The following is an 18,859-nucleotide window of genomic DNA, read 5'->3' on the forward strand; positions in this document are numbered from 1 at the left end:
CGGGTCGACGCCTGACACTTCGTCAGGGTGGGCGGGCACCGGATGTCACTGTGCTGGCTCATTTCGGGCGGCGGCGCGCCTAGACTGCCGCCGACGGGACCGGTGGACCGCGGCGGCAAAGGGGCCGTCGTGGCGCCGAGCAGTCGGGGGAGAGCAGCCCCGGAGAGAGGTGTCTGCATCGTGAAGGTCGGAATCCCCCGCGAGGTCAAGAACCACGAGTACCGCGTGGCGATCACGCCGGCGGGCATCAACGAGTTCGTCCGCAGCGGTCACCAGGTCTTCGTCGAGGCCGGTGCCGGGGTCGGGTCCAGCATCAGCGACGACGACTTCGCCGCCGCCGGGGCCAAGATCCTGGCCACCGCCGACGAGGTGTGGGACACCGCCGAGCTGGTGCTCAAGGTCAAGGAGCCGGTCGCCGAGGAGTACCACCGGATGCGCGCGGGGCAGGTGCTCTTCACCTACCTGCACCTGGCCGCGTCCAAGGAATGCACCGATGCGCTGCTCGACCGCAAGGTGACCGGCATCGCCTACGAGACGGTGGAGCTGCCGGATCGGTCGCTGCCCCTGCTCGCCCCGATGTCCGAGGTGGCGGGCCGGCTCGCACCGCAGGTCGGCGCGTACCACCTGCAAGCGCAGGGCGGCGGGCGGGGCATCCTGATGGGCGGCGTCTCCGGCGTGTACGCCGCGAAGACCGTGGTCATCGGCGCCGGCGTCTCCGGCATGAACGCGGCCGCGATCGCGCTCGGCCTGCAGGCCGAGGTGCTGCTGCTGGACAAGAACGTCGCGCGGCTGCGCCAGGCCGATGCCATCTACCGCGGCCACCTCCAGACGGTCGCCTCCAACGCGTACGAGATCGAGCGGGCCGTGCTCGACGCGGACCTGGTCATCGGCGCGGTGCTGGTGCCCGGCGCGAAGGCCCCGACCCTGATCTCCAACGAGTTGGTCTCCCGGATGAAGCCGGGCAGCGTGCTGGTCGACATCTCCATCGACCAGGGCGGCTGCTTCGAGGACTCGCGTCCCACCACGCACGCCGACCCGACCTACAGGGTCCACGAGTCGATCTTCTACTGCGTGGCGAACATGCCGGGCGCCGTGCCGCACACCAGCACCTACGCGCTGACCAACGTCACCCTGCCGTACGCCCTGGAGTTGGCCAACCACGGCTGGCGGGAGGCGCTGCGCCGCGACCCGGCGCTGGCGCTGGGCCTGAACACCCACGACGGCCAGGTCACCTACGGCCCGGTCGCCGAGGCGCACGGCATGCGGGCCCTGCCGCTGGCCGACGCGCTGGCCTGAGGGGCGGCGGGCTGACCGGCACACCGGACGGGGCCGGCGCGGGCGCGGAGCCCGCGCCGGCCCTGCGCCGTGCCGTCCGCGGCTACCTGGACCACCTCACCGTCGAACGGGGACTGTCGGCGAACACGCTCTCGTCGTACTGCCGGGACCTGGAGCGCTACCTGGCCACCCTGGCGGCGGCCGGGGTGCCGGACCTGGCGGCGGTCGGCCCCGGCCAGGTCGAGGAGCACCTGTCCCGGCTGCGGGCCGGCGACGACGCGCACCCGCCGCTGGCGGTCTCGTCCGCGGCGCGGGCGGCCAGCGCGGTGCGCGGGCTGCACCGCTTCGCGCTGCGCGAGGGGCTGGCCGGCGGCGACCCCAGCCGCGACGTCCGGCCGCCCACCCCGCCGCGCCGGCTGCCCCGCGCGCTGCCGGTGGACGACGTGGTCCGGCTGCTGGAGACCGCCGGCGCCGTGACCGCCACCGGCGACGAAGCGCCGCTCGCGCTGCGCGACCGGGCGCTGCTGGAGTTCCTGTACGGCACCGGGGCGCGGATCTCCGAGGCGGTCGGCGCGGCCGTCGACGACCTCGACGTCGGCGAGGGCACCGTCGTCCTGCGCGGCAAGGGCGGCCGCACCCGGCTGGTCCCCATCGGCGGGTACGCGGTCGAGGCGCTGCGCGCCTGGCTGGTGCGGGCCCGGCCCGGGCTGGCCGCCGCCGGCCGGGGCACCCCGGCGGTGTTCCTCAACGCCCGCGGCGGCGCGCTGTCCCGCCAGGGGGCCTGGACCATCCTGCGCCGCGCCGCCCAGCGGGCCGGCCTGCCGGTGGACGGGTCGCAGGCGGTCTCCCCGCACACCCTGCGTCACTCCTACGCCACCCACCTGCTCGACGGCGGCGCGGACGTGCGGGTGGTGCAGGAGCTGCTCGGCCACGCCTCGGTGACCACCACCCAGGTCTACACGCTGGTCACCGTGGAACGGCTGCGCGAGGTGTACGCCACCGCCCATCCCCGGGCCCGCGGCTGACCCGTCGACCGTCCGGCCGGTGGGCGTCGGCCGGTCCGCCGGGGGTGGCCTGGTCGGCGGGGCGGCGACACGCCGAGCGGGTGCGACCGGCCCGTCGGCCGGTGGCGTACAGTCGGCATCGGCGCGGACCTCCTGGGGCGAGGCAGACGGGGTGCGCAGCGGCGCCGCGCAGGACGTCGGACGGCTCCGACGCCGGGTGGTCGTCGGGAGGGGGCAACGAGGACATGGCTGGCAACGGTGACCGTGCCGAGACCTGGACGTCGGAGCTCCGCGAGCAGCAGGCCACGCTCGGGGCGGATCTCGGCCCGGCGGATCCGGCGGCCTACACGATGCGCAAGCCGATCCCCGAGCCGATGCCGACCGACCGGCACGGCCCGGCCCGGATCATCGCGATGGCCAACCAGAAGGGCGGCGTCGGCAAGACCACCACGACCATCAACCTGGGCGCCGCGCTGGCCGAATACGGCCGCAAGGTGCTGCTGGTCGACTTCGACCCGCAGGGCGCCCTCTCGGTCGGGCTGGGGGTCAACCCGCACAACCTCGACCTGTCGGTCTACAACCTCCTCATGCAGGACGACGTCACCGCCGAGGACGTCCTGATCAAGACCGACGTGGCGGGGCTGCACCTGCTGCCGGCCAACATCGACCTCTCCGCGGCCGAGATCCAGCTGGTCAACGAGGTCGCCCGGGAGATGGCCCTGGCCCGGGTGCTCCGGTCGATCCGCAAGGAGTACGACTACATCCTGATCGACTGCCAGCCCTCGCTGGGCCTGCTGGCGATCAACGCGCTCACCGTCGCGCACGGCGTGCTCATCCCGCTGGAGTGCGAGTTCTTCAGCCTGCGCGGTGTCGCCCTGCTGCTGGACACCATCGACAAGGTGCGCGAGCGGCTCAACTTCGACCTGGAGCTCGAGGGCATCCTCGCCACCATGTACGACAGCCGCACCACCCACTGCCGGCAGGTGCTCCAGCGGGTGGTGGAGGCGTTCGGCGACAAGGTCTACCAGACGGTGATCACCAAGACCGTCAAGTTCCCCGAGTCCACCGTCGCCGGTGCCCCGATCACCACGCTCGACCCGGCCTCGTCCGGCGCCCGCAACTACCGCCAGCTCGCCCGCGAGGTGATCGCCGCCCAGGCGGAGCGGTAGGCCCGGGGTGCACCTTCGCGCCGAGGCGTCCGGGGCGTGGACTACGGTCTTCCGGTGACCGCGCCACCCCTCGATCCGCCCGAGACGCCGGAGCAGCCGCCCGTGCCGGCCGCCGAGGTGCCGACGGGTCCCGGGGGCGTGCCCGAGGCGGCGGAGAGCGGCGGCTTCACCGTCCGGCTGGCCAACTTCACCGGCCCGTTCGACCTGCTGCTCCAGCTGATCGGCAAGCACAAGCTCGACGTCACCGAGGTGGCGCTGCACCGGGTCACCGACGAGTTCATCGCGTACATCCGGGCCATGGGCGACCAGTGGGACCTGGACGAGGCCAGCGAGTTCCTGCTCATCGCCGCCACCCTGCTCGACCTCAAGGCCGCCCGGCTGCTGCCCGCCGCCGAGGTCGAGGACGAGGAGGACCTCGCCCTGCTGGAGGCGCGGGACCTGCTCTTCGCCCGGCTGCTGCAGTACAAGGCGTACAAGGAGGCGGCGGCGCACATCGCCGCGCTGGAGGAGGTCGGCGGCCGGCGCTACCCCCGGGCGGTCACCCTGGAGCCCCGGTACGCCGAGGCCCTGCCGGACCTGGTGCTCGGCATCGGCCCGGAGCGGCTGCTGAAGCTGGCGATCAGGGCGATGACGCCGAAGCCGGTGCCGGAGGTGTCGATCGCCCACGTGCACATGGTCCGGGTCAGCGTCCGGGAGCACGCGGCGATCATCACCGAGCGGCTGCGCCGGGCCGGCACCGCCACCTTCTCGCTGCTCTGCGCCGACTGCGACGCCACCCTGGAGGTGGTGGCCCGGTTCCTGGCGCTGCTGGAGCTCTACCGGGAGGGCCTGGTCGCCTTCGTCCAGGAGCAGGCCCTGGAGGAGTTGACCGTACGCTGGACCGGCCCCGCCGAGGGCGGCCCGGACCTGTACATCGACGAGTACGCCGGCACCCCCGCCGAACCGGCGGACCAGACGTCGCCCGCGGGCCCGCCGGTCGCCGACGCGAGTGCGGCGGGGCCGGTCCACGAGGCCGGGGCGGGCGCGGCGGCGGGCGGGGACGGGACGGCGACGACGACGGAGGGGCAGACCGGATGAGCAGCGAGGAGCGCCGGGACTCCCTGGCGGACCAGGCCGCCGCCTGGATCCCACCCTGGCAGCGCCCCACCCCGCCGGCCGAGTCGCCTTCGGGTGATCCTGGCAGCGACCTGCCCCCGGAGGTGCCGGATCCCTCCGACGTCCCCGCCGCGCCGGTCGGCGGCACGGGGCAGACCCTCGGGGACGCCGCGGGGGAGGGCACCGAGCAGGGCGAGACGGCGGAACGAGGCGCGGAGCGGACAGCCGCGGCGGAGCAGGGCGCCGAACAGGGCGAGACGGCGGTACAGGGCGCGGAGCGGCCTGACCCGGCGGCACAGGGCGCCGGGCACGCGGAGACCGCGGCACGGGACGCGGTTGCGGGCGTACCGACGAAGCAGCCGGCCGGGCGGCGGCGGGCGGCGCCGGCACCCGCGCCGGCGCCGGAACTCGACGACGCGGAGCTGCGCGGGGCGCTGGAGGCGATCCTGCTGGTGGTCGACGAGCCGGTCAGCGAGCTGACGCTCGCCCAGGTGCTGGAGCAGCCCGCCGAGCGGATCGGGCCGATGCTCGACGAGATCGCCGCGGGCTACACCGCCGCCGGGCACGGCTTCGAGCTGCGCCGGGCCGCGGGTGGCTGGCGTCTCTACACCCGCCCGGAATACGCGACCTACGTGGAACGGTTCGTGCTGGACGGGCAGTCCGTGCGGCTGACCCAGGCCGCGCTGGAGACACTCGCCGTGGTCGCCTACAAGCAGCCGGTGACCCGGTCGCGGATCTCCGCCATCCGGGGTGTCAACTGCGACGGGGTGATCCGTACCCTGGTCTCCCGCGGGCTGGTGGAGGAGTGCGGCGCCGAACCGGACAGCGGGGCGTTCCTCTACCGGACCACCACGATGTTCCTGGAGAAGCTCGGGCTGAACAGCGTCGACGACCTCCCGCCGCTGGCCCCGTTCCTTCCCGACGACGTAGAAGAGCTTGCCGATGCCACGCGATGACCGCACCCCCCGCCCCGACGCGCCCGTCTTCGAGGGGGCCGAGCGCCTCCAGAAGGTGCTGGCCGCCGCCGGCGTGGGCTCCCGGCGCGCCTGCGAGGACCTGATCTTCCGCCGCCGGGTCACCGTCAACGGGCGGGTCGCCCAGCTCGGCGACAAGGTCGATCCGGCCACCGCCGTCATCCACGTCGACGGCGAGCGCCTCGTCGCCGACACCCGCCTGGTCTACCTGGCCATGAACAAGCCGCGCGGGGTCGTCTCCACCATGGCCGACGAGAAGGGGCGGACGGCGCTCGCCGACTTCCTCGGCAACCGGGTGGAGCAGCGGGTCTACCACGTCGGGCGGCTCGACGCCGACAGCGAGGGCCTGCTGCTGCTCACCAACGACGGCACTCTCGCGCACAAGCTGATGCACCCGTCGTACGGGGTGCAGAAGACCTACCTCTGCGAGGTGTCCGGGCCGATCCCGCGCAACCTCGGCAAGCGGCTGACGGCCGGCGTGGAGCTGGAGGACGGCCCGGCGAAGGTCGACTCCTTCCGGGTGGTGGACACCCTGGGCAGGACCGCCCAGGTGGAGCTGAGCCTGCACGAGGGGCGCAAGCACATCGTCCGGCGGCTGCTCGCCGAGGTGGGCCACCCGGTGAGCCGGCTGGTGCGTACCGCCATCGGGCCGATCCGGCTGGGTGACCTGCGCGCCGGGCGCACCCGGCGGCTGACCAACGCGGAGGTCGCCGCCCTGTTCAAGGCCGTGGGTGACTGACCGGCCGGCTCGCGGGTACGGGTGCCGGTAGGCTCCGTGGCGGCCCGGCGGCCGGCGGCGACCTCGCGCGCCGCCGGGCATGATTGAGGACGTGTGGAAACCGCTCGCGGGACGCGGTGGGCGTTTCGTGGGGTACGGGCTGAGGAGGACAACGGTGGAGGAAAACGTACGGGCCGGGCGCTGCGTGGTCGCTGTGGACGGGCCGTCCGGTTCGGGTAAGTCCACCGTCTCGCGGCGGCTCGCCGTCGGCCTCGGTGCTCGCTACCTCGACACCGGCGCCATGTACCGGGCCATCACCTGGGCCGTGCTGCGCTCCGGTGTCGACCTGACCGACACCGAGTCGGTGGCCAAGGTCGCCGGCGAGGTGGACCTGCGCATCGGCACCGACCCCACGGGGTACGGCGTGACCGCCGACGGCGTGACCGTCGATGCCGAGATCCGCGGCCCGGAGGTCACCGGGGCGGTCTCCGCCGTGGCCGCCGTGCCGGCGGTGCGCGCGCTGCTGGTCACCCGGCAGCGCGAGATGATCGCCCACGCCGGCCGGATCGTGGTCGAGGGCCGCGACATCGGGTCCGTGGTGGCGCCGGACGCCGACCTGAAGGTCTACCTCACCGCCTCCGAGGCGGCCCGGGCCGCCCGGCGCAGCGCCGAGGACGCCACCGACGTGGCGGCCACCGCGGCCGACCTGGCCCGGCGGGACCGGCTCGACTCGACCCGCAAGGCCGACCCGCTGGCGCAGGCCGCCGACGCCGTGATGCTGGACACGACCGAGTTGGGCATCGACGAGGTCGTCGCCCGGTTGCGTGACCTGCTGACCGAGCGGGGAGTGGCATGACCGACGCAGACGGTTGGGTGGAGCTGCGGGAGCCGGACGTCGACACCGAGGAAGTGACCGGCCCGCAGCCGGTCGTGGCCGTGGTCGGCCGTCCCAACGTGGGCAAGTCGACCCTGGTCAACCGGATCATCGGCCGCCGGCAGGCGGTCGTCGAGGACATCCCCGGGGTGACCCGGGACCGCGTCCCGTACGACGCGCAGTGGGCGGGCCGGCAGTTCACCGTGGTGGACACCGGCGGGTGGGAGCCCGACGCCAAGGACCGGGCGGCCGCGATCGCGGCGCAGGCCGAGGCGGCGGTCGCCACGGCCGACGTGGTGCTGTTCGTCGTCGACGCGATGGTCGGCTCGACCGATGTGGACGAGGCGGCGGTACGCATGCTGCGCCGCAGCGCCAAGCCGGTGATCCTGGTCGCGAACAAGGCCGACAACACCTCCATCGAGATGGAGGCGACCTCGCTGTGGTCGCTCGGCCTCGGCGAGCCGTACGCGGTGTCGGCGCTGCACGGCCGCGGCTCGGGCGAGCTGCTCGACGCCATCATGGACGCGCTGCCGGAGGCCCCGAAGATCGTCGAGAACCGTCCGCGCGGCCCGCGCCGGGTTGCCCTCGTCGGCCGGCCGAACGTCGGCAAGTCCAGCCTGCTGAACCGCTTCTCGGGCGAGGAGCGGGCGGTCGTGGACTCGGTGGCGGGCACCACGGTGGACCCGGTGGACAGCCTCGTCGAGATCGGCGGGGAGACCTGGCAGCTGGTGGACACGGCGGGCCTGCGCAAGCGGGTGGGCAAGGCCAGCGGCACCGAATACTACGCCAGCCTGCGGACCGCGTCGGCGATCGAGGCCGCCGAGGTCACGGTGGTGCTGCTCGACTCCAGCGAGGTCATCAGCGAGCAGGACCAGCGGATCCTGTCCATGGTCACCGAGGCCGGCCGGGCGCTGGTGATCGCCTTCAACAAGTGGGACCTGGTCGACGCCGACCGCCGGTACTACCTGGACAAGGAGATCGAGCGCGAGCTGCGCCGGATCCCGTGGGCGATCCGGCTCAACCTGTCGGCGCGGACCGGCCGGGCGGTCGACAAGCTCGCGCCGGCGCTGCGCAAGGCCCTGGCGAGCTGGGAGACCCGGGTGCCGACGGCGCAGCTCAACTCGTGGCTGACCGCCCTGGTGCAGGCCACCCCGCACCCGGTGCGCGGCGGTCGGGCGCCGAAGATCCTCTTCGCCACCCAGGCCGGTGTGGCCCCGCCGCGCTTCGTGCTGTTCACCACCGGTCCGCTGGACGCGGGCTACCAGCGCTTCGTCGAGCGCAAGCTGCGCGAGGAGTTCGGCTTCGAGGGCAGCCCGATCGAGATCTCGGTACGCCCCCGCAAGAAGCTAGGCCCAGGTGGCCGCGGTAAGGCGCACGGCTGACCCTGGCCGGACCTGATGCCGGATGGGAGCACCGCTCCCATCCGGCATTTTCCGCTCCCATTCCCCACCTATCCTCCTAGGACGCTCTGCGGGTGGTGAGGTGGACGACGCGGCTCGGGGGCGGGAGGGGTCAGTGCGGACGACGGGATGATCGTGCGCTAAGCTGTACCGGCTGTCGCGGGGAGATCCGCGCGGGGGCATCGGGACGTGGCGCAGCTTGGTAGCGCACTTGACTGGGGGTCAAGGGGTCGTCGGTTCGAATCCGGCCGTCCCGACTGGTATTCACCAGCGGATATAGAAGATCATGTGTGATCTTGCGGTAACGCTGGCGGTAACGGAGATCGCTTAACGTGGGCTGCATCCCCCGATCCCGTTACTGCGGAGGTGCAGCCCGTGGCTGTCTACAGCTACCGCCTCGCCAACGGCCAGACCCGCTGGTTCTTCATCATCGACCTCCCGCCTGACGCGAACGGTCGCCGCCAGCACAAGCGGCAAGGGTTTCCCAACCAGGCCGCCGCGCTCAAGGCGGAGCAGGAGGCGCGCGCCGCCTACGGCGGAGCGGACCTCGGCGCGGACGGCAGCGTCGCCGCGGAGCTGGAGAGCTGGCTCAACGAGCGCGAGCTGGACGTCCAGGAAACAACGCTCAGCAACTACCGGGATGTCATCCGCTGCTACGTGGTCCCGCACATTGGCGGGCGGCAGCTCTACGCGCTCGACAAGCGGGTCATTCACGACCTCTACAAGAAGCTTCTGAAGGGTGGCGGCAAGAACGGTGGGCCGCTGTCGCCGACCACCGTCCGCATCGTGCACCGGATCCTGATGAAGGCCCTGGGCGACCTCGGGGTCAACGTCGACGGTGTAAGGCAGCCCCGGCAGGCCGAGCGGGAGACGATGGGGCGCAAAGGCGTATGGACGCCGGCGCAGTCGGCGAAGTTCCTCAAGTTTCACGCCGACCATCGGCTGCGTGCCGCGTGGGTGCTGGCGATAGTCGTCGGTACCAGACGAGGGGAACTGGCCGGTCTGAAGTGGCCGCGCGTTGACCTCGACCGGGGCGTTCTGCTGCTGCACTGGCAACGCACCACCACCAGCAACGGGGTGGTGGAGAAGGCGCCGAAGGGCAAGAGCAAGCGGGCGGTGGCGCTCGGGCCGGCCCTGGTAGCGGAGCTGCGCGCCCACCAGGAGCGCCAAGCCGTGGAGAAGGCCGACGCCGGCGTCCTGTACCACGACGGCAGTTACCTGTTCTGCCGCGAGGACGGAGAGCCGTACTACCCGAAGTACTTCACCGACCAGTGGGCGAAACGTGCGCTGATGCCGGCGTTCCGGTGATCGCGCTGCACGACGCGCGGCACACCTCCGCTACCACCGGCGCTGACGCCGGTGTTCCCGAGCACGTGATGCAGCGGCGGCTTGGTCACGCTGACAGCCGCACGACGCGTGAGGTCTACACCCACGTGCTGCCGGAGAGCGAGCGCAAGGCCGCGGAGCTGATGGAGGCCGTGCTCGGAGACGCAGCGACCTGGTCGCCCGCGGGGTAGCTAGGCAAGAAGGCGCTGGGTCACGCCCGATTGCAGTACTTCTGGCTGCGGAGGTTTCCGGTGAGGGAGCCGACGTCCGGACAGTCAGCTCGGGCATCGGCACGGTAGCCAGCGGCTGTGGCCGTTGCCGTTACCGTGGCGGTTGCTCTCACTTGGCAACGCGCCGAGTAACCGGGTGATCGCATCGTGAAAGCTGACGCCGGTATCGGCGTGCTCACGACCTCAGGGGAGGGCGGCGGACGATGTCAACGACCACAACCGGCGGACGCAAGCCGGGCCAGGTGCTGGACCAGGTCTGGACGATCGAGGCGGTGCGGGAGCTCGGCGTCACCACCGACGTGGAGACCGCTGGAGCGATCCTGGGAATCGGGCGTACCAAGGCCTACGAGCTGGCCAGGACCAATGAATTCCCGGTACGCCTTCTGCGCGTCGGCCGGCGGTACCTCGTGCCCGTACCGGCGATCCTCAAGCTGCTTGCCATCGAGTAGCCGACCTGTCGCTAGCCAGGCTCAGAGCCTGAGACAGGGAATCCCGGGACCGACCGGGCTGGTTGCGCCGACAAAACAAAAGGACCGACGGCGCGCACGGTGTGAGCCGGCGCGCCGTCCTTAATACTCCAACGTCACTTATCTTTCGGCTGGCTTGGCGGCCGAGTCTGCGCTGGTAGACGTACGTCGGCCGGCACACCGCACCTGTCACCACGTCGCCCTGGCGTTCGTCAACGAGCACCAGGGCGACGTGGTGTGTTGTGGGCTCAGCCCTGCCCGACGGCGGTCAGAGGTACCGCCTTGCCGGCGTGCTCCACGCAGATCGGCCGTGCCGGGTATCGGGCGGTGATCGAGGCGGCGTCGCGGGCGGGGTCATCGACGCCGACCTCGACACACTTGCCGGGCTTGGCGCCGACGGCGTTCAACTCGACATCGCGCTCCCGCCAGTAGTCGGTGTCGGCGACCACCGCGGCTGCCCAACCGGCGAGTTGCCGCTCGGAGTACGTGGCGTCGATATACCGAACGATGGCGGCCGGCGGCAGCAACCCGCGTACGGCCTCGTCGAACGTGGCCGAGGGTACGCGGTGCACGATCACCGCGTCGGCGACGAGGTTGATTTCTACACCGGCGTACACCTCAGGATGGTTCTGCTGGCCCTCGCGCTCGACGGCCGCCGCCCAGTCGGTGAGCCTCCCCTGATTCGGCCAGTCAGATACGACCGGTTCGGGCTGCCCGGCGGCGGATTGCCCGGCGGCCGGTCGCCCGCACGCCGTCAGCGCCATGACGGCCGGCGCCGCCAGTGCCAGCAGCAAGGTCCGTGCTTTCATGGTCAACCTCCTCCGCTGGGCGCGTACCACCTGCTCGGACAGTGTGCACCGAACTTGCGCCGTCCGGGATAAGACGCCCATTTCCCCCGGACGGTTCCGGACGCGGACTGCTCGCCTGCGCTGCCGTACGCCAGCCCAACTACGCGGCGCAGTGCTGCTCCCCATCGGTGAGGCCGCCAGCGCCACCGAACACGCGAACCACGCTCTCGCGAAAGCCACAGCGGACCCCTCAGTCGTCTACGGCACGCTCGCCCAAATCCGCATCTGGGCCGCCTCGGCACACCTCAACGCCAACAGCCTCGATGGCGCTCTCTCGGCCCTCTCCCCCGTTCTCACCCTGCCGCCCGAACAGCGACTCCATCCACCAGTCCATCGCATGCCCGACGTGGGCCGCACCATCGCCAGCACCGTCGCTACCCACGAGCAGCGAAGCCCGCAGCCTCCAAGCAGCGATCACCGAGTTCTGCGCCACCGGCGCAGCCCGCCAACTCCCCTGACAACCTGGAGCGACCATGGCAGTCCCACGGCCACCCACATCCGCAACCACTGGCACTGGCGACCCGGCTGGGGCATCGGCTTCCGCTTCCACACCTGGCACATCACCTTCAACGGGCAAGCCGAAGTCGAACACCTCGCCGACCGGTCCCTGCTGCCCCGGCAGCGAAGCGCCCTGGTTCAGGGAGGTGGGGGGCCACTTCGTCGTCTCGGTCTACCAGGGCCCGTCGCCGAACTCGTCAGTGCACGCCTCCAACACGGCGAGCGCCGCCCGGTCCATGGCGATGTTCGCGTCGAGCCAGGGGAGCGTGCCGGCGTCGTTGGCCGCGTTGATCAGATCGATGCCGGCCTGCTTGATGCCGGGCACGGTGGACTCGGCGGCGAGCGCGCCCGCATTGCGGAACTCGGTCGGGTCGGTGTCGCCAAGGGCGATCACGGCTCGGCATCCCCGCCGGTCGTCGGTCGTAGACGACGGCGTTGGGGCCGCGGAGGTAGTAGACGGACTGGACGGGGCCGCGGCGGATTCGGCGCTGCCGCCGCAGCCGGTGAGGGCGGCAGCGGCCAGTAGGGCGGTGACAGTGAGGCGGGTCCGGGTCACCCGGGCACGATAGCGCCGCCGGTCAATCCCGCAGGGAGCGTCGCCACGCCGTCGGCGGGCGGGTGTGATGGCAGCGACCGGGTCCGCCTTCAGCCTTCCATTCTCACCGCAGGGTAGCGATGGCGATGCTGCGCGAAGAACTTGTCGAACTCCCTTAATACTCCAACGTCACTTGCCTTCGGCGTTGGGCGTGGCGTGGGCATGAGGACGGCCACCGCGTTGATCATCGATGGTTTGTGAGGACAACCGAAGATCGCGCGATGGCCGTGGGCCACAGCCTAGACCTTGACCGGTGGCGGGTCATCCTGGACGAGGCGGTGACGCGTGTCGCTGGCCGGTTCGTGCGGGCGGAGCCACGCCGGACCGCCGGGCAGTTCGTGGAAGGGCTGCTGTCGGGCGTGGAACGTAAGACCTGCTGGTCCCTCGCGGAACGGGCGGGTCACGCCGATCCGCAGGCGATGCAGCGGCTGTTGCGTACGGCGGTGTGGGACGCCGACGCCGTCCGCGATGACGTGCGGAACTGGCTGGTCGAGCAGCTCGGTCACCCCGAGGCTGTGCTGGTTACCGACGAGACGGGCTTCCTGAAGAAGGGCGTGTGCTCGGTCGGGGTGCAGCGTCAGTACACCGGCACGGCCGGTCGGGTGGAGAACAGCCAGGTCGGGGTGTTCCTGGCCTACGTGTCACCCGCGGGGCGGGCGTTGATCGACCGCAGGCTCTACCTACCCGAGACGACCTGGTGCGACAGGCCCGGCCGGCTCGCTGCCGCTGGTGTCCCCGAGCAGGTCGGGTTCGCTACGAAGCCGGCCCTGGCCCGGCAGATGATCGCTGCCGCGGTGGACGCCGGTGTTCCGGCAGGATGGGTGACCGGCGACGAGGTCTACGGCGCCGACCCCGGCCTACGCGATGACCTCGAGCTGCGCGGGATCGGCTACGTCCTGGCCGTCGGCTGCGATCGACGCGTGCACGTCAACGACGGCCGCACCCTCGTGCGCGTCGACGACCTCGCCGACCGGATCCCCACCCGGGAATGGCAGTTGCACAGTTGCGGGCCGGGAGCAAAAGGTCCCCGCGACTACCTGTGGGCCTGGATCACCATTGCCACACACCCTGATGAGCATCGGTGGTTGATCATCCGCCGTAACCGCAGCACCGGCAAGCTGGCCTTCTACCTGTGCTGGTCACCTCGCCCGGTGCCGCTGCACACCCTCGTGACCGTCGCCGGATCCCGCTGGGGCATCGAGGAGTTGTTCCAGACCGGGAAAGGCCAGGCCGGCCTGGACCACTACCAGGTCCGTAGCTGGACCGGCTGGCACCGCTTCATCACGCTGGCCATGCTCGCCCTGGCCGTCCTGACCATCCTCGCCGCCATCACCGTCGAGCAACCCGACGCCGACCCGGAGATCATCGCGCTGACCGTCGCTGAGATCCGCCGGCTCCTCAACGCCTTCGTCCTCACCGCACCGCTATCACCAGCGCACACCCTGCACTGGTCAACCTGGCGACGGAAATCCCAAGCCCGAGCCCGACGATCCCACTACCAGCGCAGACAGGCAAAGTGACGTTGGAGTATTAGTACGGCAGCCGCCGTTTGGGATCTTGCTGCTCGGGTGGGGTGGACGCGAGGCGGCCACCGCGTGATCGTCTGTGCGTTGTGGACACAACATCAGATCTTGGTGGCCGCGTGCCACAGCGTAGCCGTTGCTCGGTGGGAGCGGGTGCTGGCCGGGGTGCTGGGGTGCTTCGCGGGCCGGTTCGGGCGGGTGGAACCGCGCCGTGCGGCGGGCGAGTTCGTGACGGCGCTGCTGTCCGATCTTGAGGTCAAGACGTGCTGGCAGTTGGCCGAGCAGGCCGGACACGTCAGGCCGGACGCGATGCAGCGGCTGCTGTACCGGGCGGTGTGGGACGCCGACGCCGTCCGCGACGACCTGCGGCAGTTGATCGTCGACCGGTTCGGTGGTCCGGACGCGGTCCTGGTGGTCGACGAGACCGGTGACCTGAAGAAGGGCACCCACACGGTGGGGGTGCAGCGGCAGTACACCGGCACGGCGGGGCGGATCGAGAACAGCCAGGTCGGGGTGTTCCTGGGCTACGCCGGCGTGGGCGGGCACACGCTGATCGACCGGCGGGTGTATCTGCCGGCGTCGTGGACCGACGACCGGGATCGCTGCCGAGCCGCCGGCGTGCCCGACGACATCGAGTTCGCCACCAAGTCGGAGCTGGCCGCTGAGATGATCACCGCGGCCCTTGACGTCGGGGTGCCGGCTGGGTGGGCCGCCGCGGACGAGGCCTACGGCAACAGCGCCGCGTTCCGCGCCCACCTGCGCGAACACCAGCTCGGCCACGTCCTGGCCGTGTCCCGCAGCCACCTGGTTCCGCTCGACGGCGGCAAGACCCGCATCCGCGCCGACCGGATCGCCGCTGACCTGCCCGTCTCGGCGTGGCAGCGCCGCTCAGCCGGCGCCGGGTCGAAAGGGCCGCGCTTCTACGAATGGGCCTGGCTCGATGACGTGTGCACCGACGCTGACCCCGACGACGGCGGCCGACACAGCCTGCTGATCCGCCGCAACACCACCACCGGCGAACTGGCCTTCTACCGCTGCTGGACGCCACGCCCGGCCACCCTCGCGCAGCTCGTGCGGGTCGCGGGCATTCGCTGGAGCATCGAAGAGAGCTTCCAAGCCGCCAAGGGCCAGGTCGGCTTGGACCAGCACCAGGTCCGCCGCTGGGACTCCTGGCACCGATTCACCACCCTCGCCCTGGCCGCCCTCGCCGTCCTGGCGATCTGCGCCGCCGACGCGACCCACGACGACCCCACCGACACCGGACTGATCAAGCTCACGGTCAACGAGGTCCGCCGCCTGATCAACGCTTGCATCATCCGCCCGATCAGCGACCTCGCCCATCGATTGCACTGGTCAAGCTGGCGACGCCGGCATCAAGCCCGAGCCCGACGAGCCCACTACACACGCCGCCTCAACCTCGAACTTCAGCCATGATCCCGAACGGCGGCTGCCGTATTAGGCTCGACACCATTATCTAGTTTGGACAACGTTCCTTTGCGATGTCGTGTCGATCGGCCGGGCCGAGGGGGCGGAAGATGTGGCGGTCCAAAGCCGCGTGGTGGGTGTGGTCACGGCTGGCGGTGCTGGCCGTTGCGGCCGGTGCCTTCTGGTTGACATACGTCTTGGCGAAGGCATGGCTTGATGAGGCCTTGGCATGGATTGACGGTCACCTTCAGTTCGCGTTGGGTCGTGACGTTACGGAGGCGATCCGGCAGGCTGGCGCGGTCAGCATCGCAGCAAGCATTGGCGGATGGCTCCTCCTCCAGGGATTGCGGCGAATCAAAGCCGCGGAGGCACAATATGCCTCGACGCGCACCGGCAACGCGTCCTCTGGCGTAGACAGCGTGCAAAGGCGGACCATCCCCAGGCAGCTACCACCCGCACCGCGGCGGTTCGCCGGGCGGTCGGCCGAGCTAGCGATGCTGACCGATGCCCTAGACCATGTTACGCATGCTGGCATGACCGTGGTGATCTCGGCGATCGGCGGGGCAGGTGGAATAGGGAAGACCTCGCTGTCGGTACGCTGGGCCAGGCAGCACCTCGATCGTTTCCCGGACGGCCAGCTCATGGTCGATCTGCGGGGATTCGCACCGACCGGCGAGCCGATGTCTGTCGCCGAGGCCGTCCGCGGCTTCCTGTACGCGCTCGGCGAGGATCCGACCAAACTTCCCGCTGACCTCGACACCCAAATCGGTCTTTACCGGAGTCTGGTGGAGGACCGGCGCATCCTGATCGTGCTCGACAACGCGCGCGACACCGCGCAGGTCGCACCGTTGCTGCCCGGCGGGCCCGGCTGCACGGTGTTGGTCACCAGCCGACGCCGGCTGGCAGGCCTGGTGACACAGCATGGCGCCCAGCTTGTGGACCTTGCACCCCTTTCCGAGCCAGAGGCACGTCAGTTGCTCGCCAGCCACCTCGGGGATGAAAGGCTCACAGCTGAGCCAGAAGCCACTGCGATGTTGCTCGCCATGTGTGGAGGGTTGCCCCTCGCGCTGAGCATCGTCGCCGCCCGCGTGATCGCCCATCCAGCCCTCCCACTGTCCGGATTGGCCGATGAACTGGCCGATCAGAGAACCCGGCTTGAGGGGTTCGACGCCGGTGAGATCCCGTTAAACCTCGAGTGTGTCTTTTCCTGGTCTTATCAGGCACTGACCGGCTCCGCAGCCGAGATGTTCGGGTTGCTTGGGCTGGCTCCCGGACCAGACATCAGTTTGCCGGCTGCGGCCGAGTTGGCTGGGTTGCCGACGACGCGGGCGAGGCTCTTGCTGCACGAGCTGGAAACCGCCCATCTCGTCGTGCAGCAGGTCGCTGGTCGCCATCGCATGCACGACCTGCTCCGGCTTTATGCGACCAAGCAGGCTCACGAGCACCTGTCCGACAGCAATCGCGAAGAGGCGCTCCGCCGGGTAATCGACTTTTACCGGCACACGGCTCACCGCGCCGAGCGTCTGCTCGACCCGCACCGGCATCCGGTCGAGATCGACGCGCCTGCACCCGACTGCCATCCGCTGCCTTTAGCCGACCCGGCTGAAGCGGTGGCGTGGCTCGAGGCTGAGCATGCAAACCTGATGGCCGCGCAGCAGCTCGCGGCCGAGCTTGGCATGCATGACCTCGCGTGGCAGCTGGCGTGGTGTTTGGATACCTTTCACTACCGGCGCGGTCACCTTCGTGAGTGGCGTGCGGTCTGGCGGACCGGCTTGGAGTCGGCCCTGCAGGTCGGAAACCCCGCCGTCATCTCCCTGGCCCACCGCCTGCTTGGCGACGCCAACCTCAACCTGGACGACCACGAGGAGGCACTGGCACAGCTCGCGCGCTCCTTGCAGGTGGCAGAGAACGCCGGCGACCTGTCCGCTCAAGCGCACGCGCACCGGATTCTTACGTGGGCTAACGGGCGGGCCGGCAAGGACCAGGCTGCGCACAGGCACGCCACGGAGGCGCTCCGGCTCTACAGGGAGCTGGGTCTGCAGGTGCGGGAAGCGGCGATGCTCAACGCCGTCGGCTGGTTCGAGGCGCGGGTCGGCGACTATGCCCAGGCCCAGGCCCGCTGTGAGGCAGCGCTGGCGTTGTGCCGACAGCACGACTATCGCGTGGGAGAGGCAAATACGTTAGCCAGCTTGGGATACATCGCTCAGCACACCGGGCGGCCAGATGACGCGCTGACGCACTATCACTCTGCCCTCGCTCTTTTCCGAAGGCTGAACAGCATTTACTACCAGGCGAACACCCTCGACCGGCTTGGTCAGGTCTATGTCGCGGCCGGCCGGGCTGGGCAGGCCCGTGAGGTCTGGTCTCAGGCAATCCGACTGTACCGCGGGAAAGGGCGCCCGGTCGACGCGGACCGGGTCCAGCGGGAGCTGGACTCTTTGGGCTGAAGCAGGTCAGACGCGGATCACGCGATCGATGGCCGAGTCACGAAGATGCCGTGACCGCTTGAGGTCCAAGGTGATGTTGACACGCTTTAGCCATCTTTCGGTCTCGATATAGGTTGCCTGGAATGAGGCCCGCCCGTGGACGGCCCGCCGGTTGTCGAGAAACAGGAGGTCCCCTGAGTGAAGAGAGAGGTCGATCAGGTTTACCTCGATTGCGCGGCGCAGGGATTCAATCGCCTCCTCAATTCCCTCGATGCCGGCCGGCAGGTCGATGTAGTCCTGGTCGAACCGCAGGTAAGGGTCAGCGGAATCGCCGTACAGGATGCTTCCCTTGTCTGGCCCGGGAACGGGCTCAGCGTCAGAGACGAAATAGGACGGGTCGGGCCTGAACGTGAACACCGGCTGAGCAAGTATCTGCCGGTCGGCGTCGCTTAGCAGGCTGCTGTCGAGGAACCCGATCGTCGTCGGCACCTCCGCGGGATTGCGGACGCACAGAAGGCCGACATAGTCAGCCCGGCAGGGGTGGAACGAATCCTCGGTGTGCCAGTTGATGTGCTGTCGGCTGCCGGTGCCGAGACCCGTGTCCTCGTGCTCAGGCCGCGGCGCCAGGTCGTGTATCAGGAAACCGTCGTGCTGCAAGCGCCAACCGAAGACATCGCCGAGGCATGAGCTCAGCAGAACGGCGACAAGTTCCGCCCGGGTCTCGCTGGCTGCCTTCGCCCGCCAACGGCTGGAGACCGTGGGCGTCGGTCCAATGTGCTTACTGTCGACCGGCAGGCCTCCGATGCGGCAAGCTGGGAAACTTTCGGTGACCCGGAAGTCCTCGAGAAACGCACGGAGGTTACGCGGAAGCTCGTTGGCCCAAACCGCCGCCCGTGCCAGGAACCGTCTATCCTCGACGCTTTCCCCGTCGAGGGATCTAGCCAGGCTTTGAATCCGCTCGGCCTCACTTGACGACAGCGTGTATTCAGCTACCACAGGGGTGCCCACGATC

At 70.4% G+C, this 18,859-nt stretch carries 17 protein-coding genes and 1 tRNA gene; 15 read left to right on the forward strand and 3 right to left on the reverse strand.

The window, feature by feature from the left end; genetic code table 11:
- The first annotated feature begins 180 nt into the window (after positions 1 to 180).
- From ald to ACGFZ2_RS31315, 12 genes are all read left to right on the forward strand, one after another.
- The gene (gene ald, locus ACGFZ2_RS31260; protein ID WP_393459928.1) at positions 181 to 1,296 is read left to right on the forward strand and encodes an alanine dehydrogenase; all 1,116 of its coding nucleotides are present in this window, start codon (positions 181 to 183) and stop codon (positions 1,294 to 1,296) included.
- An 11-nt stretch (positions 1,297 to 1,307) separates the two neighbouring features.
- Positions 1,308 to 2,300, forward strand: a complete 993-nt coding sequence (locus ACGFZ2_RS31265; protein ID WP_393460065.1) for a site-specific tyrosine recombinase XerD — start codon at positions 1,308 to 1,310, stop codon at positions 2,298 to 2,300.
- Between the two features lie 224 nt (positions 2,301 to 2,524).
- Entirely contained in the window at positions 2,525 to 3,448 is a 924-nt protein-coding gene (locus ACGFZ2_RS31270) for a ParA family protein (protein WP_036375269.1), read from the forward strand.
- A 54-nt stretch (positions 3,449 to 3,502) separates the two neighbouring features.
- Entirely contained in the window at positions 3,503 to 4,525 is a 1,023-nt protein-coding gene (locus ACGFZ2_RS31275) for a segregation and condensation protein A (protein ID WP_393459931.1), read from the forward strand.
- Positions 4,522 to 5,499, forward strand: a complete 978-nt coding sequence (gene scpB, locus ACGFZ2_RS31280; protein WP_393459934.1) for an SMC-Scp complex subunit ScpB — start codon at positions 4,522 to 4,524, stop codon at positions 5,497 to 5,499. The genes ACGFZ2_RS31275 and scpB overlap by 4 nt, the downstream gene beginning before the upstream one ends.
- The gene (locus ACGFZ2_RS31285; protein WP_393306768.1) at positions 5,486 to 6,256 is read left to right on the forward strand and encodes a pseudouridine synthase; all 771 of its coding nucleotides are present in this window, start codon (positions 5,486 to 5,488) and stop codon (positions 6,254 to 6,256) included. Before scpB ends, ACGFZ2_RS31285 begins: the two co-directional genes overlap by 14 nt.
- 154 nt (positions 6,257 to 6,410) lie before the next feature.
- Positions 6,411 to 7,091, forward strand: coding sequence for a (d)CMP kinase (gene cmk, locus ACGFZ2_RS31290; protein ID WP_393270066.1), 681 nt, complete (start codon positions 6,411 to 6,413; stop codon positions 7,089 to 7,091).
- Positions 7,088 to 8,491, forward strand: a complete 1,404-nt coding sequence (der, locus tag ACGFZ2_RS31295; protein WP_393459937.1) for a ribosome biogenesis GTPase Der — start codon at positions 7,088 to 7,090, stop codon at positions 8,489 to 8,491. The genes cmk and der overlap by 4 nt, the downstream gene beginning before the upstream one ends.
- A gap of 201 nt (positions 8,492 to 8,692) precedes the next feature.
- A tRNA-Pro gene (locus ACGFZ2_RS31300) sits at positions 8,693 to 8,766 on the forward strand.
- 118 nt (positions 8,767 to 8,884) lie between these two features.
- Positions 8,885 to 9,817, forward strand: a complete 933-nt coding sequence (locus tag ACGFZ2_RS31305; RefSeq protein WP_393459940.1) for a tyrosine-type recombinase/integrase — start codon at positions 8,885 to 8,887, stop codon at positions 9,815 to 9,817.
- Complete coding sequence (locus ACGFZ2_RS31310) at positions 9,814 to 10,026, forward strand: tyrosine-type recombinase/integrase (protein WP_393459943.1); 213 nt, start codon at positions 9,814 to 9,816, stop codon at positions 10,024 to 10,026. The genes ACGFZ2_RS31305 and ACGFZ2_RS31310 overlap by 4 nt, the downstream gene beginning before the upstream one ends.
- Positions 10,027 to 10,268: 242 nt before the next feature.
- Positions 10,269 to 10,514, forward strand: a complete 246-nt coding sequence (locus ACGFZ2_RS31315) for a helix-turn-helix domain-containing protein (RefSeq protein ID WP_393459946.1) — start codon at positions 10,269 to 10,271, stop codon at positions 10,512 to 10,514.
- 266 nt (positions 10,515 to 10,780) lie between these two features.
- Here the strand turns inward: ACGFZ2_RS31315 and ACGFZ2_RS31320 are convergent, their stop codons facing one another.
- Together ACGFZ2_RS31320 and ACGFZ2_RS31325 are read right to left on the reverse strand one after the other, a co-directional pair.
- Entirely contained in the window at positions 10,781 to 11,341 is a 561-nt protein-coding gene (locus ACGFZ2_RS31320) for a hypothetical protein (RefSeq protein WP_393459949.1), read from the reverse strand.
- 709 nt (positions 11,342 to 12,050) lie between these two features.
- A complete protein-coding gene (locus ACGFZ2_RS31325) occupies positions 12,051 to 12,272 on the reverse strand; it encodes a hypothetical protein (protein WP_357457086.1) in 222 nt (73 codons plus the stop codon).
- 422 nt (positions 12,273 to 12,694) lie between these two features.
- Between ACGFZ2_RS31325 and ACGFZ2_RS31330 the strand changes: the two genes are divergently transcribed.
- The 3 genes from ACGFZ2_RS31330 to ACGFZ2_RS31340 all read left to right on the forward strand — a co-directional run bounded on the left by ACGFZ2_RS31330 (position 12,695) and on the right by ACGFZ2_RS31340 (position 17,868).
- Entirely contained in the window at positions 12,695 to 13,993 is a 1,299-nt protein-coding gene (locus ACGFZ2_RS31330; protein WP_393459952.1) for an IS701 family transposase, read from the forward strand.
- A 171-nt stretch (positions 13,994 to 14,164) separates the two neighbouring features.
- Positions 14,165 to 15,430 (forward strand): IS701 family transposase, encoded by a 1,266-nt coding sequence (locus ACGFZ2_RS31335; protein WP_393460068.1) that lies wholly within the window; start codon positions 14,165 to 14,167, stop codon positions 15,428 to 15,430.
- 524 nt (positions 15,431 to 15,954) lie between these two features.
- Positions 15,955 to 17,868 carry an ATP-binding protein gene (locus tag ACGFZ2_RS31340; protein ID WP_393270500.1) on the forward strand — a complete coding sequence of 638 codons (1,914 nt, stop codon included), beginning with the start codon at positions 15,955 to 15,957 and terminating at the stop codon, positions 17,866 to 17,868.
- A 6-nt stretch (positions 17,869 to 17,874) separates the two neighbouring features.
- Here the strand turns inward: ACGFZ2_RS31340 and ACGFZ2_RS31345 are convergent, their stop codons facing one another.
- Positions 17,875 to 18,855, reverse strand: coding sequence for a TauD/TfdA family dioxygenase (locus tag ACGFZ2_RS31345; RefSeq protein WP_393270499.1), 981 nt, complete (start codon positions 18,853 to 18,855; stop codon positions 17,875 to 17,877).
- Positions 18,856 to 18,859 lie beyond the last annotated feature (4 nt).

It is taken from the genome of Micromonospora sp. NPDC048063 (assembly GCF_043202855.1).
Classification (GTDB): domain Bacteria; phylum Actinomycetota; class Actinomycetes; order Mycobacteriales; family Micromonosporaceae; genus Micromonospora.

Bases quoted from the DNA above. Each gene is read 5' to 3' on its own strand.
- ACGFZ2_RS31315 (WP_393459946.1), top strand. From the start codon at position 10,269: ATGTCAACGACCACAACCGGCGGACGCAAGCCGGGCCAGGTGCTGGAC.
- ACGFZ2_RS31340 (WP_393270500.1), top strand. From the start codon at position 15,955: ATGACCGTGGTGATCTCGGCGATCGGCGGGGCAGGTGGAATAGGGAAG.
- ACGFZ2_RS31330 (WP_393459952.1), top strand. From the start codon at position 12,695: ATGGCCGTGGGCCACAGCCTAGACCTTGACCGGTGGCGGGTCATCCTG.
- der (WP_393459937.1), top strand. From the start codon at position 7,088: ATGACCGACGCAGACGGTTGGGTGGAGCTGCGGGAGCCGGACGTCGAC.
- ACGFZ2_RS31285 (WP_393306768.1), top strand. From the start codon at position 5,486: ATGCCACGCGATGACCGCACCCCCCGCCCCGACGCGCCCGTCTTCGAG.
- scpB (WP_393459934.1), top strand. From the start codon at position 4,522: ATGAGCAGCGAGGAGCGCCGGGACTCCCTGGCGGACCAGGCCGCCGCC.
- ACGFZ2_RS31270 (WP_036375269.1), top strand. From the start codon at position 2,525: ATGGCTGGCAACGGTGACCGTGCCGAGACCTGGACGTCGGAGCTCCGC.
- ACGFZ2_RS31320 (WP_393459949.1), bottom strand. From the start codon at position 11,341: ATGAAAGCACGGACCTTGCTGCTGGCACTGGCGGCGCCGGCCGTCATG.